14 protein-coding genes and 1 pseudogene are annotated in these 20,228 nt (G+C 40.5%); 8 read left to right on the plus strand and 7 right to left on the minus strand.

Annotation, left to right across the window (positions count from 1 at the left end; translation table 11 throughout):
* Positions 1–291: 291 nt before the first annotated feature.
* Positions 292–2,502: a polysaccharide biosynthesis tyrosine autokinase gene (locus GNF10_RS25085; RefSeq protein WP_185580020.1), complete on the minus strand. Its 2,211-nt coding sequence runs from the start codon at positions 2,500–2,502 to the stop codon at positions 292–294.
* Positions 2,503–3,331: 829 nt separating this feature from the next.
* On the opposite strand from GNF10_RS25085, the gene GNF10_RS25090 reads away from it, so the two are divergent.
* Both GNF10_RS25090 and galE read left to right on the plus strand, forming a co-directional pair.
* Positions 3,332–4,744 (plus strand): sugar transferase, encoded by a 1,413-nt coding sequence (locus GNF10_RS25090; protein WP_185586648.1) that lies wholly within the window; start codon positions 3,332–3,334, stop codon positions 4,742–4,744.
* Complete coding sequence (galE, locus tag GNF10_RS25095) at positions 4,741–5,751, plus strand: UDP-glucose 4-epimerase GalE (protein ID WP_185586649.1); 1,011 nt, start codon at positions 4,741–4,743, stop codon at positions 5,749–5,751. The genes GNF10_RS25090 and galE overlap by 4 nt, the downstream gene beginning before the upstream one ends.
* A 306-nt stretch (positions 5,752–6,057) precedes the next feature.
* Here galE and GNF10_RS25100 read toward each other — a convergent pair whose 3' ends face one another.
* Both GNF10_RS25100 and GNF10_RS25105 read right to left on the minus strand, forming a co-directional pair.
* On the minus strand, positions 6,058–6,330 hold the full coding sequence (locus GNF10_RS25100) for a sensor histidine kinase (RefSeq protein ID WP_185585427.1): 273 nt from the start codon (positions 6,328–6,330) through the stop codon (positions 6,058–6,060).
* Between the two features lie 128 nt (positions 6,331–6,458).
* Positions 6,459–8,741: an amylo-alpha-1,6-glucosidase gene (locus tag GNF10_RS25105; protein ID WP_185585426.1), complete on the minus strand. Its 2,283-nt coding sequence runs from the start codon at positions 8,739–8,741 to the stop codon at positions 6,459–6,461.
* 829 nt (positions 8,742–9,570) lie between these two features.
* On the opposite strand from GNF10_RS25105, the gene GNF10_RS25110 reads away from it, so the two are divergent.
* The 3 genes from GNF10_RS25110 to trpE all read left to right on the plus strand — a co-directional run bounded on the left by GNF10_RS25110 (position 9,571) and on the right by trpE (position 13,954).
* A complete protein-coding gene (locus GNF10_RS25110; RefSeq protein WP_185585425.1) occupies positions 9,571–11,580 on the plus strand; it encodes a DICT sensory domain-containing protein in 2,010 nt (669 codons plus the stop codon).
* Between the two features lie 323 nt (positions 11,581–11,903).
* The gene (locus tag GNF10_RS25115; protein WP_185585424.1) at positions 11,904–12,329 is read left to right on the plus strand and encodes a photosystem I reaction center subunit II PsaD; all 426 of its coding nucleotides are present in this window, start codon (positions 11,904–11,906) and stop codon (positions 12,327–12,329) included.
* Between the two features lie 98 nt (positions 12,330–12,427).
* Positions 12,428–13,954 (plus strand): anthranilate synthase component I, encoded by a 1,527-nt coding sequence (gene trpE / locus GNF10_RS25120; RefSeq protein WP_185585423.1) that lies wholly within the window; start codon positions 12,428–12,430, stop codon positions 13,952–13,954.
* Between the two features lie 564 nt (positions 13,955–14,518).
* On the opposite strand, the gene GNF10_RS25125 is transcribed toward trpE, so the two are convergent.
* The gene (locus tag GNF10_RS25125) at positions 14,519–14,758 is read right to left on the minus strand and encodes a hypothetical protein (protein WP_185585422.1); all 240 of its coding nucleotides are present in this window, start codon (positions 14,756–14,758) and stop codon (positions 14,519–14,521) included.
* 64 nt (positions 14,759–14,822) lie between these two features.
* Complete coding sequence (locus GNF10_RS25130; RefSeq protein ID WP_185585421.1) at positions 14,823–15,035, minus strand: high light inducible protein; 213 nt, start codon at positions 15,033–15,035, stop codon at positions 14,823–14,825.
* Positions 15,036–15,770: 735 nt separating this feature from the next.
* Between GNF10_RS25130 and GNF10_RS25135 the strand changes: the two genes are divergently transcribed.
* Together GNF10_RS25135 and GNF10_RS25140 are read left to right on the plus strand one after the other, a co-directional pair.
* A complete protein-coding gene (locus GNF10_RS25135) occupies positions 15,771–16,733 on the plus strand; it encodes an orange carotenoid protein N-terminal domain-containing protein (RefSeq protein ID WP_185585420.1) in 963 nt (320 codons plus the stop codon).
* 271 nt (positions 16,734–17,004) lie between these two features.
* On the plus strand, positions 17,005–17,625 hold the full coding sequence (locus tag GNF10_RS25140) for a pentapeptide repeat-containing protein (protein ID WP_185585438.1): 621 nt from the start codon (positions 17,005–17,007) through the stop codon (positions 17,623–17,625).
* Between the two features lie 104 nt (positions 17,626–17,729).
* On the opposite strand, the pseudogene GNF10_RS25145 reads toward GNF10_RS25140, so the two are convergent.
* Positions 17,730–18,101: pseudogene (locus tag GNF10_RS25145) on the minus strand (stem cell self-renewal protein Piwi); the annotation flags it as partial.
* A gap of 145 nt (positions 18,102–18,246) precedes the next feature.
* Here GNF10_RS25145 and GNF10_RS25150 point away from each other — a divergent pair.
* The gene (locus GNF10_RS25150; protein ID WP_185585419.1) at positions 18,247–18,834 is read left to right on the plus strand and encodes a Uma2 family endonuclease; all 588 of its coding nucleotides are present in this window, start codon (positions 18,247–18,249) and stop codon (positions 18,832–18,834) included.
* 2 nt (positions 18,835–18,836) lie between these two features.
* On the opposite strand, the gene GNF10_RS25155 is transcribed toward GNF10_RS25150, so the two are convergent.
* A partial coding sequence (locus GNF10_RS25155; protein WP_185607256.1) for a hypothetical protein occupies positions 18,837–20,228 on the minus strand: 1,392 nt, incomplete at its 5' end.

A 20,228-nucleotide genomic window follows, 5' to 3' on the forward strand; every position in this document is an offset into this window, starting at 1 on the left:
AGTAAATAGTTAGCATAGTTGCTATTAATCTACTAGGTATTAAACTCAACTAGATTAACTTCATATTTCAATACAATCCAGTTAAGGTGAAAAGCCAAAATTGATGTAAATAAGTTGCTTTGTGAAATAAAATTTAACAGCATCAAATTTTTGTTAAAATTCCATTTCGCTCAACCCAATCTACCATTTTCTTAACTGAACGGTATTGCTTTATCTTTCGCCTATAACTTTACCCAAGCTAAATATTTAACACCTCAGAGATAACACGGGTTTCTTTAAAAGATTAACCAGTTATAGCAGTCTTAACCCAGTAATTTTACTTAAATTAGACTTGATCCTATCCCTCTTGCCAGACTTACTCTCTCCAGTATTTTTATCAGAGTAATAATAACTGTAGTCATTATTATCCGTAGCCACACAATTCACCACCAGTCCCAACACAGGCACACGAGAATGTTCTAACAATCCTTTTGTAGTCTTAGCCGCAGCAGAGTTAACTACACCAGGACGTGCAACCAACAACATTCCATCCGCCATTTTGCCTATTATCGACGCATCAGCTAAAACACTTAAAGGCGGAGTGTCAATAATTACGCAATCATAATCTTGGGCAGCTTGTTGCAATAACCCATTCATCCGTTGTGAGTCTAATAGTGCAGCTGGGTTAGGCGGTATCATGCCAGAACTAAGCAATTCTACATTGATCACCACTTCCTTGGCAGCTTCTGCTAACGTAGCTTGCCCCACTAAAACATTACTTAACCCCATCAAATTAGGTTGTTGCCACATTTCGTGTTGACGAGGGCGACGCATATCTGCATCAATCAATAGCACTCGTTTTCCCATTTGGGCAGTTTCGATTGCCAAGTTAGCTGCGATAAAAGATTTCCCCTCATTCATCACACAACTGCTAACCACAATTACCTTCAGTTTTTTATCAGAAAAAGTAAAACCCAGGTTAATCTGGAGCATTTCAAAGGCAGCATTGACTAATGAATAAGGGTTATTCAGTACCGGTAATTCGGTTAAACTCTCACCACGAGCCAACCTAGCTTTTTGATCAAAAACCGGAATTGTACCCAACAAAGGATAGTCCAACAACTGTTGAGCTTCTTCTGTTGTCTTCACAGACTTGTCTCCACTTTCTAGCAATAAAGCTGCTGCGATCGCTAAGAAAAATCCTAAAAATCCCCCTAGTGCTAAATTTAAGAGTATACGAGGAGAAACTGGTTTTTTCGGAAGTAAAGCTTCAGAAACAATCCTGGCATTACCTACATTCTGATTTTCCAGCACTTGAACTTCTTGCAATCGTTTGAGCATTTGCTCGTAGGTTGTTTGAGCAACCTGTAGCTGTCGTTGCCGTTGTAGTTGCAGTTGTTCGAGTTTGGGTAAGCTTGTCAGACGTGCTTGATAACGTCCAAATGCCTTCATCAACACACCAACTTGATTCTCCAATCCCAACCGTTCTACTTCCACTTGCACCAAATTAGCGGTTAGGGTCTGCTTGAGTTCTCCTATTTGTAAATCTTGGTCTGGGATAAGCTGCGAACTACCCAGAGTTTGGGTCACTCTTCCTTCTAACTGCTTTTTAAGAGCTTCTTCTTTACTCAACAAACTAGTAATAACTGGGTGTCCATCAGTAAATCGTGACCTCTCCACAGCTAACTCGTCTTGAACCTTCTGATATTGTGATAAAACTTCTTGTACTGCTCTAGATTGACTTAAGCTGCTAAGTGCCATAGCTTGCTTTGTGTTCAATGCCAGTTGATTTTGCAAAGCACCAGAACGGCTCCTAGCATCTACCAACCGCGCCTGAAGTTGGGTTATTTGATTGGATAATTCATTAATACTTTTAACGCCTTCTTCAGCTTCTACTTCTAAAGAAACAACCTCGTATTTTTCTTTAAACTGGCGCAGTGCTGCTTCCCCTTCTCTAACCTTTGATTCAACTAGGGGTAATTGCTTGTTTAAAAATTCCCGTGCTGCTCTAGCTTCAGAACGGTTAACCAGAACATTGTTTGCTAGATAAGCACTCATCAATCTATTGATGATATCTGTGGCTTCTTGAGGATTAGTACTACGGTAGGAAAGTTGTAAAATATCCGTCCCTCGGATACTTTTGATTTTCAAGTTAAGCAGAAAATCATTTATTTCTAAAGGTTGTCCCAGTTTATCTTTCAGCTGTAACTCAGTAATAGTTTTTTGAGTCAGGGGGTTGGAGCGAATGATTTCTGCTTCAGTTTCCAAAGGGTTAGAGAGATTTGTCACCCCACTGAGTTGTCCCAGTTGTTCACTTACGCCTGTAAGGGAAGAAACGCCACTTTCTTTATTAAAAAGGAGTTTACCCTCGGCTTCATAAATTGGTTTTTGACTAAAAGTAAGGAACCCTGTGGCTCCAAAGACAGACCCCATGATGATTACTATCACGAACCAACGTCTTTTTACAGTCAGCCAATACTGGTGAAAATTAATCAGGTCTTGATCGTCTTGATGGGAAGGCATAGTTTAGTTAATACTCCAGATGTTGACACTCCTAAGATTTAGTTGACTCATTATTTACTGAATATTGGAGTGAGGAAGTAGAAGAGGACATAGATCAATTTGTCTAAATATATTGATTGCAACTGGGTCTGCATAATCTATAAAGCTTTAGTCAAAGACTATCAAGCTTTCCCAAAAAAGACTTACGTATTTTTACGGGTTTTTCTACCTAGTTTTCCTTGACGTAGTATTTGCTGTAAGTATTACTGAATTTTGTACTTCTCAAAAAATATTTTATGATTTAATTGGGTTCAAAGTTGATTATTTATTTTATAAGTAAGTTGGCAGAATAAAATCAAACTATGTAAAGAAAAATGAACTAATCTAAAACCCTTATACCTACTGCTTTTTACCCTATTGCTACAACAATTATTTCCGCCCATTTACTTATATAGAATACAAATTATTTAAGCCTAAAAATCGATTTATTTTGGGTCATCTATTTAATAGCTTTACAAAAAAAAATATATAAATTTTAATATCTACGTAATTTCCACATAGTTAATAGCTAAAAACAGGGTTAAAAATAAAGGATTAATGAATGCTTATTAAATAAAAAACAAACAAAACAAACAAAATGGGTTTTTTGATTAAGCTCACAAAATTTTGTTTTTTTAGGCGTTGAAACCAGGGTTTCGTTCTCGATTGCAGGTCTTGTAATTTACTGATGAGTTTGAAATTATTTTGGACTATTGAAATCTGATACTAAAAGTTTCAGGTTAATTATTGCCTGCATCCAATTTTGTTATGTCTATGCTGTAATCTTTCTAATTTTTAGTAATGTACGCAAATGACTACTACTCTTGCTGTTGGCAAAAAAAACAAGAAGTTACATTACACGCACAACATCCTCTCTCTATTACTGCTGTTAGGGGATATTGTGGGTTTATTGTTGAGTTTGTCTCTCTCTTTATGGTTGCGATTGGGTCAAAATCTCAATAGTTTTGATCCTTTAGTTTATTTATGTTTTTTCCTAGTTCTGGCAGGGCTATATTTAGCAGATACTTACCATCCAGATACTCAAATAGCAGGGTTACGCCCTCCATCCCGCATTCTGATTAGTAATGTTGTTGTTGGTATCATTATTGCGTCTCTCATTTACTTTACTGGTTTTTTGGGCAAAGAACCGGTCTTGAAACGAGGAATTTTGCTCCCCTGCTTAGGCATATTTACCATCTGGGCTATGGTATCAAGAGTATATGCAGCAAACTGGGCGCGATCGCAAGCTCAACACAGCCGTTGGCTCATTTTGGGTGCAGGGAAAAAAGCCATTCTATTTGGCAAAACTTTTCTAGAACGCAGTTTATTAGGACGCTTAGTTGTTCTAGCAACAGCAGAGCAGAACATTAATAATGAGTTAGAAAAAAGTAATCGAGTTGCTGTGGGGAGCCTCAATGACTTATCCCAATGGAGTCAACAACCTTGGTCAGGGGTAGTAGTAACAACCCCAATGGAATTATCTGATGCACAGATACAGCAGTTGATGCAGTTACGTTTATCTGGTGTCTCCATCTACGGGATTCCCGATGTTTGTGAAATCTTGTGGTATAAACTTCCCTCATTCCTGCTTCAGGATAACTGGCTGGCTTTTGGTGCTGGTTTTAATTTAGCGGCTGACAGCATTAGTCAAAAGCTGAAGCGGTTAGTAGACATTATTCTGGCATGGTCATTATTTCTGTTTTTATCTCCACTGATGTTGCTAACAGTACTGGCAATTAAGTTGGATAGTCCAGGCCCAGTGTTGTACACACAGATGCGGACTGGTTTGGAAGGAAAGCCCTTTAAAGTTTATAAATTCCGCTCCATGTATCAGGATGCCGAAAAACGGGGAGCGCAGTGGGCCAACGAACGAGATCCTCGGATTACCAGAGTCGGACGTTGGTTACGCCTAATTAGAATCGATGAACTACCACAGATTTTAAACGTTCTCTGGGGAGAAATGAGCCTGATTGGCCCTCGTCCAGAACGACCAGAATTTGATATCAAGCTGCGACAAGAAATTCCTTACTATGACTTACGCTATGTCGTCAAACCGGGAATCACAGGCTGGGCACAGGTTATGTATCCCTACGGTGCATCAGTAGAGGATGCTTACGAGAAATTAGCTTACGACCTCTACTACATCAAAAACTATTCTCTAGCTTTAGATTTAGCGATCGCTTTTAAAACCATTCGAGTAGTATTACTGGGTAAAGGCAGATGAATAAAAAAGTCTTAGTCACTGGTGGAGCAGGATACATTGGCTCCCATGTAGTTCGTCAATTGGGCGAGGCTGGTTACGATGTTGTGGTATATGACAATTGTTCTACAGGTTCACCCCAAGCAGTGTTGCATGGTGAGTTAATTATTGGTGATTTAAAAGATTCAGAATGTCTTTGGCAGGTATTTTCTCAACATCAATTTGCGGCAGTGTTACACTTTGCTGCCAGTCTGAATGTATCCGAATCTGTTTCTCATCCTTTAGACTATTACGCTAACAATACTCGCAACACCCTGAATTTACTCCGTTGTTGCAGCAACATGGGTGTGAAGCAAATTATTTTTTCTAGTACAGCAGCTGTCTATGGACAACCAGAAACCAGCCCTGTCAGGGAATCTACACCAACTGAACCGATTAACCCCTATGGGCGATCAAAACTTTCTTGTGAATGGCTGATTCGTGACTATGCAAACGCTTCTGATTTCCGTTACGTAATTTTACGATACTTTAATGTTTCCGGAGCAGAACCTGGTGGGCGATTGGGGCAGGTGTCAAAAAAAGTATCCCATTTAATTGGAGCTACTTGTGATGCTGCACTCAAACGTAGGCTAAGAGTACAAATTTTTGGTACGGATTTTCCAACACCCGATGGAACGGCAATTAGAGACTATATTCATGTTGAAGACCTAGCAACAGCACATCTGGATGCTTTGGCTTATTTGGAGCAAGGTAACGAAAGCCAAATTCTCAATTGTGGTTATGGGCAAGGTTATAGTGTCCGTCAAGTTATCGAACGAGTTAAGGCTATTTCTGGGGTAGATTTTCCGGTCATTGAAACAGAACGTCGCCCTGGCGATCCTGCTTGTGTGATCGCTAGTGCTGATAAAATCCGTAAATTACTGGGTTGGCAACCAAAATATAATGACTTAGATCAAATTGTCTACAGTACCCTAGCCTGGGAAAGGCAGAAGAAAGATTTGATGTTAAAATCACTAGCTGCGGTTGCGTAAACTAGCAATTCTCATATTGAGAATAGTTACCAAGATTAAGTGGGTAGTGGTAAGCTGTTAGGTATACAACCTGCACTATCAGGGCGCTCATGTTGCCCACCCCACAATCTATCTATATTGATTGAAAAAATATAGTGTAAATTAACGGTAAGTAGGTAGACATAATTAAATATAAAATCAACTCTTAGTTTGTAGTGAGCGATTTATCGCTCAGAGCAAGGATTATCAGGACTAAAGTCCTTACTACAAACTTTAAATTTATTTATGCCTAGATACTTAGTAAGTCTTGAAACTACAGATTTATAATCATTGGGGGAAGTGAATATAGAAGGTAGTACCGTGATCGCACTCTAAAAAAATATTCCCTTTTAACTGTCTAACTAGGTTCTTCACAATTCTTAAGCCTAAAGAGTTGCCATTGTCCCAATCGAATGTTTTGGGAATGCCAATACCAGTATTTTTAACTACTAAAACTAATTGTTCTTCTAGGGATTTTTCCAGAGAAATTGAAATATTGCCTTTCTGTTGTTCGGGAAATGCGTATTTCAGACAATTAGAAACCAATTCGTTAATTATCAATCCACTTTCTCAGTTTATCGAAAATAGTCAAGATAAAAGTGAAGTTCAACGAGCGATGTCTACGATGGGCTACGCCTACGCACCAATTATAAAATAGGGAGTAGATCATTCACCACTCCCTACTCGCTCTATGCTTCTATAACTACCCGCAAATTGCCCCGTTTTTTCGCAACACGGCAAGCAGTCGTAGTCCCAGAACGCTCGAATTCTAAATCGAGAATGGTGGGGCCGACTCGCAAATTATGGAATGACAGGCGATTAATCGATTCTGGCAAAGCGGGGTCGATTATTCGCAAGCAATTATTTTGAGCATCAGGCACCAAGTTAACCATCATTTGCAGCAGTTGGAAGATACTACCAGTCGCCCAAGCTTGGGGAGTGCAAGCAACTGGATACTGCACAGGGGCATTATCACCGTTCCGTTCGTAGCCGCAGAAGAGTTCTGGAGGACGTTCATAAGGCTGCTGACTGGTCATATCGAATAAACCTTGGAAAAGTTCTAAGGCTTGATCGATCAGACCGAGCGATCGCAATCCCATTGCAATCAGAGCGTTATCATGGGGCCAAACCGAACCAATGTGATAACCCATTGGATTGTAAGCGGGTGATAAACTACTCAGGGTACGAATGCCCCAACCATTGAACATATCTGGTGCCCGCAACCGTTCTGCGACACTGTAGGCTCTTTCGTGGGTAAAAAGACCCAAATGCAGACAATGACCAGGATTTGAGGTAATACTGTCTACAGGTTTACCATCTCCATCCAAAGCCAAGGCGCAGAAATCCTGGTCTTCTACCCAAAAATCTCGATTAAAACGAACCTTGAGACTCTTAGCCTCATCTAGCCAACGATCTGCCAAATCCAGGCGCTTTTTCATCCTCGCTATTTCTGCTAGGCGAATTTTTGCAGCATAGACATAAGCTTGCACCTCACAAAGGGCAATTGGGCCGTTAGCTAATTCTCCCTTATGGTTGACAATGCAGTCGCCAGAGTCTTTCCAACCTTGGTTAGCAAGACCGCGTTTAGATTTACGGAAGTAGCTGAGGTAACTGGTTTGTTTGGTATTGCGATCGATCCAGTCCATTGCTGCTAAAGCATTTGGCCAAAGTAACTCTAGGAGTTCTTGATCGTGAGTCCAAGCATAATGTTCGGCATATAGCATTAGCCAGAGAGGAGTCGCATCAACTGTACCGTAGTATGGTGTGTGAGGAATTTCTTGACAACGAGCCATTTCTCCCAAACGTAACTCGTGCAAAATCTTACCCGGTTCTTCTTCGCGCCATTCGTCGTCGATTTTGCCTTGGTATGTCGCCAATAATATTAGGGTTTCTTTGGCGATTTGCGAGTTTAACATCAGGGTTTGGGAAGCTGTAATCAGTGAATCCCGCCCAAATAGTGTAGAAAACCACGGTACTCCAGCCGAAACTGTCTTATGCTTTCCAAAAGACTGGCGCAACAAATACATATCTTGCTCGGCCCGCTCAATCACTCGATTGAAAGTGCTTTTATCTGAGCTAATGCGGGTAATTTGCTGTACCCAGTGTTGCTCCTCCATCAACTCAGCAGCTTTCGCCTGTCCTAAAGTAATGGCGGCGCTTACGGTTGAACTAGATTGGTTGTTTTTCAACATATTCACCCGATAACCCAGCTTTTGGGTTTCGTGAGAAGCCAACTCTAGCTGCCAAACCGCAGTGTAACCTTTGAAAGAGTCTGGTTGACGATGCTGGAATAAAATCCGAGATTCCATCACCGAACCATCCAAACCTTGATAGGCAAGTGTTAAGGATTCTTCCCTAAAAGTTGATGGGTCTTTAGTTACTGGTGAAACGCCATCGACGATTCCTTCTCCAGTCGTGGGTTCTAGTAGACGTAAAAGCCTACCGCGTTTTTCTCTGTCATAACCCCGGACTTCAAATAAATCAACAAAATCTGCATCGAAGCTGATACTTAGTTCAAAATTGACAGTTGTTGTGCTGTAGTTAGATACTTCTATTTCTTCAAATAGAGCGCCATTGAGTACTATTTCTCGCCGAATTCCGATAGTTTCGGCTCTAAGGCGTTCGTCAATTCTGGGGTTGGTACACAAAACCGAGAGTGAAAACCCTTTTTCGGCAGTACTACTGAGAAGTACAGGCGATCGCCCTTCAATTTGCAACTCTAAGCGATTGAGAAATCTCGTATCACAGCAAAACAGCCCCATGCTGGGATTACCCTCGCTGAGGGAACAGCCAGAAATATTCCCAATAGTATCTGTCACGAAAAATAAATCATCATCTTTAACCGTCAGTGTCGGTTGTGGTCTTTCACTCACAACACAAGGCCACTCCGGGATAGGTAATTGTTCAGCAGGAATAAAAGTTTTTCCATCTAGGAAAATTTTTTCCGGGGTCATTAGCGTATCCGGTGTCATTAGCCAAAGTTCCGTGTACAGGTCGTAGATTGTTTGTGGTATTCAGAGTAGAGGTCTTTACCCCTCACAACTTGTAGAAAAAAGACTCTTTGTAAAACTTGTTTGAGCTATTCTAGCCAAAATAATTTTTACGTACTGTTGACAAAGTAGCAGTGTCCAAATCTATATAAGTATTGTATAAGTCTAAACTCAAGACTGAAAACTCAGAATTTTTAGATAAGTGCTTAGTTGTCGAACTTTCTCAATACACAAGATATATAGTATACTCAGCAAAAATGCGATGTTCGCAGTTCTATTGGGTAAAGCTAGCATTTATTGACTAAACTATTATACGATTTTGGTTTAAATATCTTTGGCGTTAGATTAGACAAATTTCCCATATTCAATTGATTGATTAATTTTAATCAATCATTACTGATTAAATTATATGGTATGTAGCAGTAATGGTTTTTGGGTAAGAAAATTCTATTGAGTGAGTGTAAATATTATGACGCGCTACGCCAAGGCGTTGACTATCAATCAATGCTGAGTAAAGATTAGTGAATTTAACGGTTAAAACAATACAAAAATTATGTGGCTGGTACTTAGTAAGGAAAGATTTTCGCTGTGCAAGTATATTTCAAAGTTAGTCAAGAATGTATATTGGGCGTAGTAGGTTGTCAATAAATAGATCAATTTGGTAACAAAATGTTGCGCCTGCTTTGGCGAAAAGTGCATTTTAACGTTCTTTACATATTGCAACTCTCTATTTAACTTGAGAGTGCCTTGGAATTTGTACAATGCAGCTGTGACGTGGATCTTGTCGAGGTTGAGCGTTTAACAATAATTCATGAGCATTTCGACTTCTGTGCTGAGTGATCTGCTAAAGTCCCTACCATACTTGCGGCCCCAGCTATATTTTAAGGCTTCACTAACAGCGCTCTCCCATGCGATGGAAGATCAAGTTTTGGCTGCGACTTTAGCACAACCCCTTGTAATAGCTAGTTTCCAGCGAGAGCGATTCTACCGCCAAGAAGCTCATCGCTACCTGCGACTTGCCTTACGGAGTAACCAAATATACGTATTAGCTGCTCCAGAAACGGATTTCGCCAATAGTTCGGAACACTACGAAAAGATCGCTTTTGAGCCAACGGATGGCTTAAGTCAAGAGTGGCATTTGGTAGTGATTGCTGACAATTATGCTACTTGTCTGGTTTGCCGAGAAAGTCTTGGTTCTATTGCCAAAAATAAGCAACTACCAGAACTAAGCCCTAATCTGGATATAGACACAGCGCGAAGATTTGAAGGAGTTTGGACATCGGAAAGGGGAGTTAGCCTCAAAGCCGCTGAATTGCTGTTAGACAGGATTTTGGTTTACAGACCAGAACTGGCAAGTAAAATAAACGAGGCACGTCAGAGGTTTAGCATAGGAGAGCCGCGAAGCCACTCTGGAGCAGAACAGATCAACGAATATGCTTGTGACATCGATACAGATCCCTTTGTGCAACGCTTAGTAACTTACTTGCAAGCTAGTCAGTACAAATTGCACAAAGCCTACCGTTCCATTGCTGCCCAAGCAAGAAAAGAACGATTAGTCAACTCGATTAGCACAGCCATTCGACGATCGCTCGATCCTCATGAAGTTCTCCAGGTGGCGGCACAAGAATTAGGGCAACACCTAGAAGCTTGTCGCTGTCTAATTTACCGCGCTCAAGCTACAGATAACCAAGCCATAATTGAACATGAGTTTTTGAATCCCGGTATTTTATCGGTTCGTGGGCAAACTTGGGAATTAGAGAAAAATTCCCTATTTCAGGACATCGTGCAACAAGGCGAAGGTGTTTGTATTAGCGATACGCTAAATGACCCCCGTGTGAACAATTCGCCGGGGCTTTCCTTGATTGCCAAAAAGTTTGCCATTCGTTCTTGGCTGATGGAACCAGTATTTTATCAGGGGCGGTTGTTGGGCATTGTAGAGTTGCATTACTGTGGAATGCCACCGCACGAGTGCCAACCTGGGGAGTTAGATTTGGTAGAAGCGATCGCCACCCAAGTCGGAGCAGCCCTGATTCAAGCGGAAGCCTACGCCAACCTAGAAGAACTTAACCAGCAGCTAGAAGCCCTAGACCGCACCCGCAGCAACCTTATAGCCATCACTGGACACGAACTGCGTACTCCCCTATCCACGATTCAAGTGTGTCTAGAAAGTCTTGCTAGTGAGCCGGATATGCCCTTAGAGTTGCAGCAAATTATGCTCAACACGGCTCTTTCTGACTCAGAACGGATGCGAAAATTGGTACAAGATTTCCTCACGCTTTCCAACTTAGAAAGCGGGCGAGTGCAATGGCATCCAGAATCCCTGACTTTACAAGAGTGTGTGGATTTAGCACTCAGCCGCAATCGCACGCGTTCTGCAACGGAAAAGCCGCCCCAAATCAAGACTCAAATTGCTGAAAACCTACCTCTGGTTAGGGCTGATGGTGATTGGCTAGTAGAAGTATTGGCAAAACTTATGGATAATGCTTGTAAATTTACGCCATCCCAAGGAGAAATCACCATTAAAGCGATTTCCAACAGCCATCAAATGGTCGAGGTGACTGTGGTTGACACAGGACGCGGAATTGAGCCCAATCGTTTAGAAGTAGTTTTTGACCGCTTTTATCAAGAAGAGGGAGCGCTACGCCGTACTACTGGCGGAACAGGACTTGGTTTAGCTATTTGTCGTCAAATTGTGAATGGGTGGGGTGGAGAAATTTGGGCAGAGTCAACTGGCAAAGACCAGGGTAGCCAGTTTCACTTCACCATTCCCATTGTTCAGAATAGCCATGAGGAAAAGCGGGCAAAAGTCAAGAGTAAATAGGTATTAGTCCTTTGTCATTAGTCCTTTGTCATTAGTCATTGGGCACTTGTACTGAGCGTATCGCTAAAGCGAAGCGTCTCGTAGAGAAGCCGTAAAGCCTGCGGCATAGCTACGCTTAGGGCGGAGCCTCCCACACTCCCTCTGCCTACACTATGCGTGAAAAATCCGGGGTAGAGAAGTATGGGGCATTGGGTTTTAACAAATGACAAATGACAAAGAACAAAGGACAAATGACTAAAAACTGTTACAGTCTATAACGCGATCGCAATATGATCCTGGTTGCAGTGTTAGGATTCCCTAAAAACGTTGAGAGAACAGACTTTATGGCAGAAACACTCTCTGGACAAACCCCGCTATTTGCTGGCAGCACCGGTGGCTTGCTCACAAAAGCACAAGTCGAAGAAAAGTACGCTATCACTTGGACTAGCCCGAAAGAGCAAGTTTTTGAATTGCCTACAGGTGGTGCTGCTACTATGCGGAAAGGTGAAAACCTGCTGTATATAGCTCGTAAAGAATATGGCATCTTTTTGGGCGGTCAGCAACTCCGGAAACTCAAAATCACAGATTATAAAGTTTACCGGATTTTACCCAACGGAGAAACCACTTTACTTCACCCAGCTGATGGTGTCTTCCCTGAAAAGGTAAATGAAGGTCGTGACAAAGTGCGTTATGTAGACCGTCGGATCGGACAAAACCCCAGTCCCTCTAAAGTTAAGTTTAGCGGTGTTGCAACCTACGACGCTCCGTAACTAGCTTTTAGTAGCTAATGGGTAATTAGTAATGGGTAATTGGTAAGAAAAAAATTACCCATTACCCATTACCAATTACCAATTAATTTTAAAAAATAATGATGTTTCCTGATTTCTCCCAGTTTTCTGGACTAGCGCAACAAGGCAACTTCGTCCCCGTATATCAAGAATGGGTAGCGGACTTAGATACGCCCGTATCTGCTTGGTATAAAGTCTGTGCAGGTCAGCCCTATAGCTTTTTGTTGGAATCAATAGAAGGTGGGGAAAAACTAGGACGCTATAGTTTAGTAGGCTGCGATCCGCTTTGGGTTTTAGAAGCAAGGGGCGATCGCACCACTCAGTTAAACCGTGATGGTTCACAAGTCGTTTTTGCAGGCGACCCTTTTGCAGCTTTAGCTGAATGTTTAGCACCTTATCACCCAGTCAAGTTACCAGAGTTACCGCCAGGGATTGGCGGATTGTTTGGGTTTTGGGGCTATGAATTGATTAACTGGATTGAGCCGCGCGTGCCAATCTATCCACCAGATGAGCGAAATATCCCTGATGGCTTATGGATGCAGGTAGACCACCTGTTGATTTTTGACCAGGTGAAGCGAAAAATTTGGGCGATCGCTTATGCTGATTTACGTGACCCCAATGTAGATTTACACGCAGCCTATCAACAAGCGTGCGATCGCGTCACCCAAATGCTCGAAAAGCTATCTCTCCCCCTATCGCCCGAAAAAACTCGGTTGGAATGGAAACCACCAGGAAGTAGGAAAGCAGAGGAGCAGAGCGGTGAAACAGACGAGTACAACAGTAATTTTACCCGCCCTGATTTTTGCGCTAGCGTCCAAAAGGCCAAAGACTACATCAAAGCAGGCGATATCTTTCAAGTAGTAATTTCTCAGCGACTATCAACACCATACACAGGCGACCCCTTTGCCCTTTACCGCTCCCTACGTCAGATAAATCCTTCGCCTTACATGGCTTACTTTAACTTCCGAGATTGGCAAATCATCGGTTCTAGTCCTGAAGTGATGGTGAAAGCCGAAACTGATTCAGATGGGGGAGTTATAGCAACAGTACGCCCCATTGCCGGGACACGTCCACGGGGTAAAACTACCCAGCAAGATGCAGCATTCGCTCAAGATTTACTTGAAGATCCCAAGGAAGTTGCCGAACACGTGATGCTTGTAGATTTAGGGCGGAATGATTTGGGGCGTGTTTGTCAAAATGGTAGCGTCAAAGTTGATGAATTAATGGTAGTTGAGCGCTACTCCCATGTAATGCACATTGTCAGCAATGTTGTGGGTAAATTAGCACCGGATAAAACAGCATGGGATTTATTGAAAGCTTCCTTCCCAGCAGGTACGGTAAGCGGCGCACCCAAGATTCGGGCGATGGAAATTATCCACGAGTTAGAGTCTAGTCGGCGCGGTGTTTATTCTGGTGTGTATGGATATTACGATTTTGAAGGACAATTAAATACTGCGATCGCAATTCGCACAATGGTAGTACATGACAAAACGGTTAGCGTACAAGCTGGCGCAGGTTTAGTGGCTGATTCTGAGCCAGAAAAAGAATACGAAGAGACGTTGAATAAAGCTAGAGGTTTATTAGAAGCAATTCGTTGTTTGCGTTGAACTGGGGGCTAGTATTAACGGAACTTTGCCTAGCTTTAACAGGTAATTAAAGTTCTGCGGCTCATAATTAAAGTCCACTCAAGTGTTCAAGATACAGCAGATTACAACTTGGTCAGGTACAGACAATCGTAGGGGCAATTCATGAATTGCCCCTACCCGTGTACTTCATTTACCTGAAATACGCTGTATTATCGCCTGCAATTAATGGCCAACTGATTTTTATTGGTTAGTTGTAAAAGCGGACTTGATATAAGTACAGTAACAGTTCGATTTGCTGTATGAGAATCTAGACCAGACTTTAACAGTTGATTGATCAATATTCTTCTATTTTGAATTACATAAGTTTTGCTTTGAACTGCAAGATGTTTGGAAACAATTTCTGCTACTTCTAAGCCCATGTATCCACAATACCTTGACAGATTAGGAAGCTTTATAAATCCAATCAACATCGAAATTTTCCCAAAGCTAAAGAGACTTTTTTAGACTTATTGAAAAGCAAAAAGAAGTCTTGGTATCCAAATCCAAGACCTCCATTGAAGTTACTAAAAAAATGAACAAATTTGCTCATTGTAATTGAGTGAAATAAATCGCCCAAAGCATTCCAGTTCCTCCAATAGCAATTAAGAGATTAGTGAAAAATCTGCCGAATTCAATTTCTTGTCCTAGTCCCTTATCATCTTGACCACCACTGAAAAACAATGACCACGCTTGATTTGCATTGATGGTCTCAAAGTTGTTGAAATCACGTCTAAAAACGACTGTTCCAATCAAATCTTTTTTTGGGTAATCAAAATCAGTTTTCATAAGTTTGCCTCTAAATTGTTTTATTTGTCAACTGGAGAAAATTTGTAAATTTGAAGTGTCTTCTCTAAAAACTAGTTAGCCATCCAATCAAACCGTGTCCGGTGAAAACTTCCAACGCGATGAGTGAGATAAAACCAATCATTGCCAAACGACCATTGAGTTTTTCGGCATATTCGGTGAAGCCTGTCCGTGGGGTTTCATCAACATAAATTTTGGGTTCAATCGCAAATCTGTTGAGTTGACCGCGTTCGTTAATAGTAAAGCCTTTATTTGTCATCTTTTACCTTTTATTGTTGTGTTCTGTAAATGAATGTAACCTATTGTAAATATTTTTTGCAAGTACTTGACACGACAAAAAAGATAGTAAGAACCGTACTAAGCAGATAGGGTATTTTGGCTTCATACGATAAGGTAAGCGATGTGTAGACGCAATAGTTGAGCGAAAAATTAGTTGTAAAATTCAATACAAGAGAAATATGCCAATACAGTTCAGATAAGACCAAAACAGTTGTAGAGACGGCGATTTATCGCGTCTTAAAACCCACGATTTTGTACAAGTAGCCCTTTGAACAGTATTGAGAGATATACGATTTCTACGATGGGCTACGCCTACGCTCTTAAAAGTGAATGCACACAAAGGCATTAATCAGCTTTAGTCTGACTTTAGTAAAACTAATCATTTACATAAATAGAAATTATTCAAGTAGGGCTGAGGAAGTATTGCTTATTTGTAACGAACTTGTTATATTTCTTTACATATAGAAACATAAACAACATAAATGCGTTAAAGCACTGTTGGTCAAGGTTTTCTAAATAACTATGCAGTTAAGCCTGCAATGTGCTTTGCCGAGTATCCAAACTCAACGGCAACACTATCATGATGCCTTTGGTAAAGTGATGTCTAAGACGGCCTATGGTCAGACTGCTGAGTGCCTTTAACAACACCTAAACGCATTTCCCCTCCGTTTTTTCACATTCCATAGAACTGTAATTTTTTTAGGGAACATCTGCTATGTCTTTTACCATCAAGTCGGCTCAAAGTATTTTTCCCGGCACGCTAGTTGCTGACGTTGTTCCAACTGTTGTCGAATCATTCTCTCAACTCAATGCTGAAGATCAACTAGCATTACTCTGGTTTGCTTATACCGAGATGGGTAGAAGTATTACGGTTGCCGCTCCCGGAGCAGCCAACATGGTACTCGCACAAGGCTTACTTGAACAAATTAAGCAGATGCCTTTCGAGGCTCAAACACGAGTCATGTATGATTTAGCTAACCGTGCTGACACTCCCCTCTGCCGTTCTTATGCATCCTTCACTGTAAACATCAAGTTGGGCTTTTGGTATCAGTTAGGAGAATGGATGGCTCAGGGAATCGTTGCTCCTATTCCAGAAGGCTACAAACTTTCTCCCAAGGCTGCTGAGGTGTTAGAAGCAATCAGAAATGCTGATTCAGGTCAACAAATCACAATTCTCCGCAATACTGTAGTGAGCATGGGATTTGACCCGAACGCTCCCGGTAGCTACAAAAAAGTTACAGAACCTGTGGCTCCACCTACAGCACCAGCATTTCGGACTAAAGTCACCATTGAGGGTATCAGCAACCCTACAGTGCTTGGCTATATCAACAACATGAATGCCAATGACTTTGATGCTGCTGTTGCTCTGTTTACCTCTGAAGGTGGTTTGCAACCTCCCTTTGAAAGACCAATTATTGGTCAAGATGCAATCCGCGCTTATATGCGTGAAGAATGCCAGGGATTAAAAATGATACCAGAGCGTGGTATATCCGAGCCAGTAGAAGATGGCTATACCCAAGTTAAAGTCACCGGCAAAGTCCAAACCCCTTGGTTCGGTGCAAGTGTGGGTATGAATATTGCATGGCGGTTTTTGCTCGATCCTCAAGGCAAAATTTTCTTCGTAGCGATTGACTTGCTTGCTTCTCCTAAAGAACTGCTGAACCTAGTACGTAAGTAAAAGCTAGATTAGTCGCTGCTTAAGCGTGGATGAGTGAAAGAGCAAGCCACCTCACCACGTTTAAGCAAAAGAAACTTATCAGGATAACGGCTTCCTTCTCTAATACTTTTTGAAAGCAACCAGTCTCATCGGCAATTTTGTAAAAGATTGTTAAATAATTTTAATCTTGGTGCGAAGTTTTAAAAGTCTCTTAATAAGAAGAATTTTCAGAAATTATTGATTAGACACTGTGATTTTCAGGTGAGAAATGGAAATTTGGAAGGCAGGCTGTATGGATGCTAATGAACTTCTCAACCGCTATTGTGCAGGAGAGAGAAATTTCACTCAAGTAAGCCTGCACTTAGTTAACCTCAGCGAGGTGTGTTTAGCTGGAATCAACTTGAATCGATCTAACTTGGCTAACGCGACTTTATCACAGACCAACCTGCGCGGAGCAAACTTAATTGAAGCAAATTTGACTGCGGCGACTTTATGGAGAACCGATCTAAGTGGCTCAAATCTGATATTAGCAAACCTCAAGGCTGCTAATCTGATTCGGGCAACTCTTAGGAATGTGGACTTGCATAAAGCTTCGTTGATGAAAGCAGACCTGCGTTTAGCAGACTTGCATGATGCTGACCTGAGTAATGCAAACTTAGCTGGGGCAGACTTGAGCTATGCAAATCTGAGTGGTGTAAACTTGGCTGGGGCAAATCTGAGTGGTGCAAACCTGACTGGCGCAAAGTTGAGTAATACAGACCTGAGTCATGCCATTCTCGCCAAAGCTATTTTGTGTAAAACGGATTTAATTGACGTTGATTTCACCGAAGTAGACCTGACTAGGGTTAATCTGCACCACTGTTTATTTAACGGAGTCACCCTACCTGAACGAAGCTTAATTGAAGCGGGTTGAGTGTTGCTGTCGTCTAATTAAAAATTTAAAATCAGTTTTTAATTTTTAATTCTAACTTGGGATTTTGGGAAAGAGCGATCGCCAAATACCTGTAATATTTAGTTCTAGAGCCAAAACTGGCGATCGCCTTCCATCTGGCTAGGACGAATACCTTGCAAACGCAGATAAGCCATGCGGTCAGATCCATATAATAATGGCATAGGTAAGCGAGGTTCTTTTAAAGCTCCATGATGCAATAACGTAAGTTTTAGAGTAGTTTCTAAAACACTTTCTATTGAGATTTGGTATCCTGTCTCATGAATTGTTAAACGTATAGGACGAGCCAAACCAACTTTATCAGGAACTTTAGTTGTTACCAGAATTGCTTCACGAGATGATAAACGAAGTCCTAAGCCTTGTGAAGGTGCTATGACAACTTTTTGTTTTAAGTTATACAGTCGAGGAATACCAGACTTTTTACATTCCACCAAAATAAACATTTACTTGGGTAAAGCTGCACCTATTAAGAAAAAATAAAGATTGAAATAAAATGCGATCGCTCGCCATCATCTCATCATGCGATCGCACCCCACACAACCCCACACAGCACTAAACTAGAAAGTAAGATGCTCAGGATAGCTTATGAATGCTGTTACAACAACTTTACCTTCTACACTCAAGTTGAAAATCGACTTAACTGATGATCAATTTTTCGAGATGTGTCAGAAAAACCGCGATTATCGATTTGAGCGTACAGCATCAGGGGAATTATTAATTATGCCACCTACAGGTAGTGATACTGGCAACCGTAATTTTGATATGGTTGTTGAATTAGGAATCTGGAATAAACAGACTAAATTAGGCAAAGGTTTTGACTCTTCAACTGGTTTCACCTTACCTAATGGTTCAGAACGTTCTCCTGATCTTTCTTGGGTAAAAATTGAGCGGTGGAATGCTTTAGCCCCAGAACAACAAGAAAAATTTGCCCCAATTTGTCCTGATTTTGTAGTGGAGTTGCGTTCTCGTACTGATTCCTTAAAAGACTTACAGGAGAAAATGCAAGAATATATAGAAAATGGCGCTCAATTAGGCTGGTTAATTGACCGGAAAAACAAGCGAGTAGAAATTTATCGTCCAGGTAAAGATGTAGAGATATTAGACAATCCTGCTAGTTTATCAGGAGAAAATATCTTACCTGGATTTGTGTTGAATTTACAGCAAATTCTGTAGCCTTATCGATTAGGATAAACATAACGCATTTCAAAGCGACTTTGTTCCCAAAGCGGTAGTAAAGTTTGTTTAGCAGCATTTAATTGAGCTTGCGAAAAAGATATTTTTCCATTTTCTATAATCCAAATAAATATCCGAGTTATTAAATCTGCCTTTAAACTATTCTCATATTCACAATTATTTATTCTTGCTACTTGCTTATCTAAGCAATCAATAGCATATTTAAAAGTCAAGTTTTCCCAGTCTGTGCGATTGTTATAAATTTCTTCTTGCGTATTTTTCCACTCGATTCTACGCAAATTTCCTATAATATAGTCTATGCCTGTTATGGAAGAATCAGTGTTACGTACTAAATTTGTATAGGCTTGGTAATATGGTTTCAATAGAGAGACAGCAATATTTTCTACATATATATTTAGCCAAGATTGGATGTCATGAAGATAAGGTGCTAAATCTCTGATATTATCAATTTCTTGAATCACCACACGAGCATTTGTATAATTTGTTATTTTTGCTAGAAATTCAGCTTCAGATATTTGAGACTTTTGTGAGTAATAGTTAATAACTTTTGGAATATATTTCTCTAATAACCACTGTTTAGTATATTTAGCCGTCCAGGTTCCCCAAGATCCAATATCTTGCTGCCATGAGGTACATTCATTTGTATCAATAGATTGTAAGTTAACATCATTTAGGTCATAAATGATGTTAACTTGATGATTGTTAGGTAATGAAGATAAATTTATATCAGTTTGGTAGGAAATAAATGTATGATCGTGAATTCCTCTACTCACTCGAATTGACATACCTTTTGTATGGAATAAATGCCATTCTGATTTACCTTTTATATAATGAAATTCATTAGCAAACTGCTGCATTAGATTCCATAATTTTTGTCTTACAGAGAATAGGATAAATCCTTTATTTTCTGCAAAGTTTACAAATTTGAAATCCCATGTTTCTAAAATGCTTTCAAATTGAATTAGTAAATTTTTATATTCTTGGCATACTCCATCAATACATAAACATAAGTCTGCTGCTTCTATATCTGATAAAATTAGAGTTGTTTGACCTAAATAAACCTCAAAAGTATTTTTGTCCAACTGTTTAAAAAAACGACGACATCCCCAATCTGGCTGAGTGTGCAATCCAGTCATTAATTGACCTAAAATATCTTGATGATTCAAGTAAATTTTTAGACCTCTTAAAATGATGCTGCTGAACTCTATTTCACAATTACCCTCTCCAAAAGCTCTGGGTAAATTACATGCGATCGCTACTTTCTTTTTCACAACAACTAAGCGATAGCCTTCCCTTATAGTGGAAGGCTCAAAATCACATTTTTCTAAAATATCCTGTAAATCTGTATGTTGTCTTAAAAATCTCTCTATTAA

Origin of the sequence: Nostoc sp. UCD121 (assembly GCF_014222285.1) — a bacterium.
Classification (GTDB): domain Bacteria; phylum Cyanobacteriota; class Cyanobacteriia; order Cyanobacteriales; family Nostocaceae; genus Nostoc.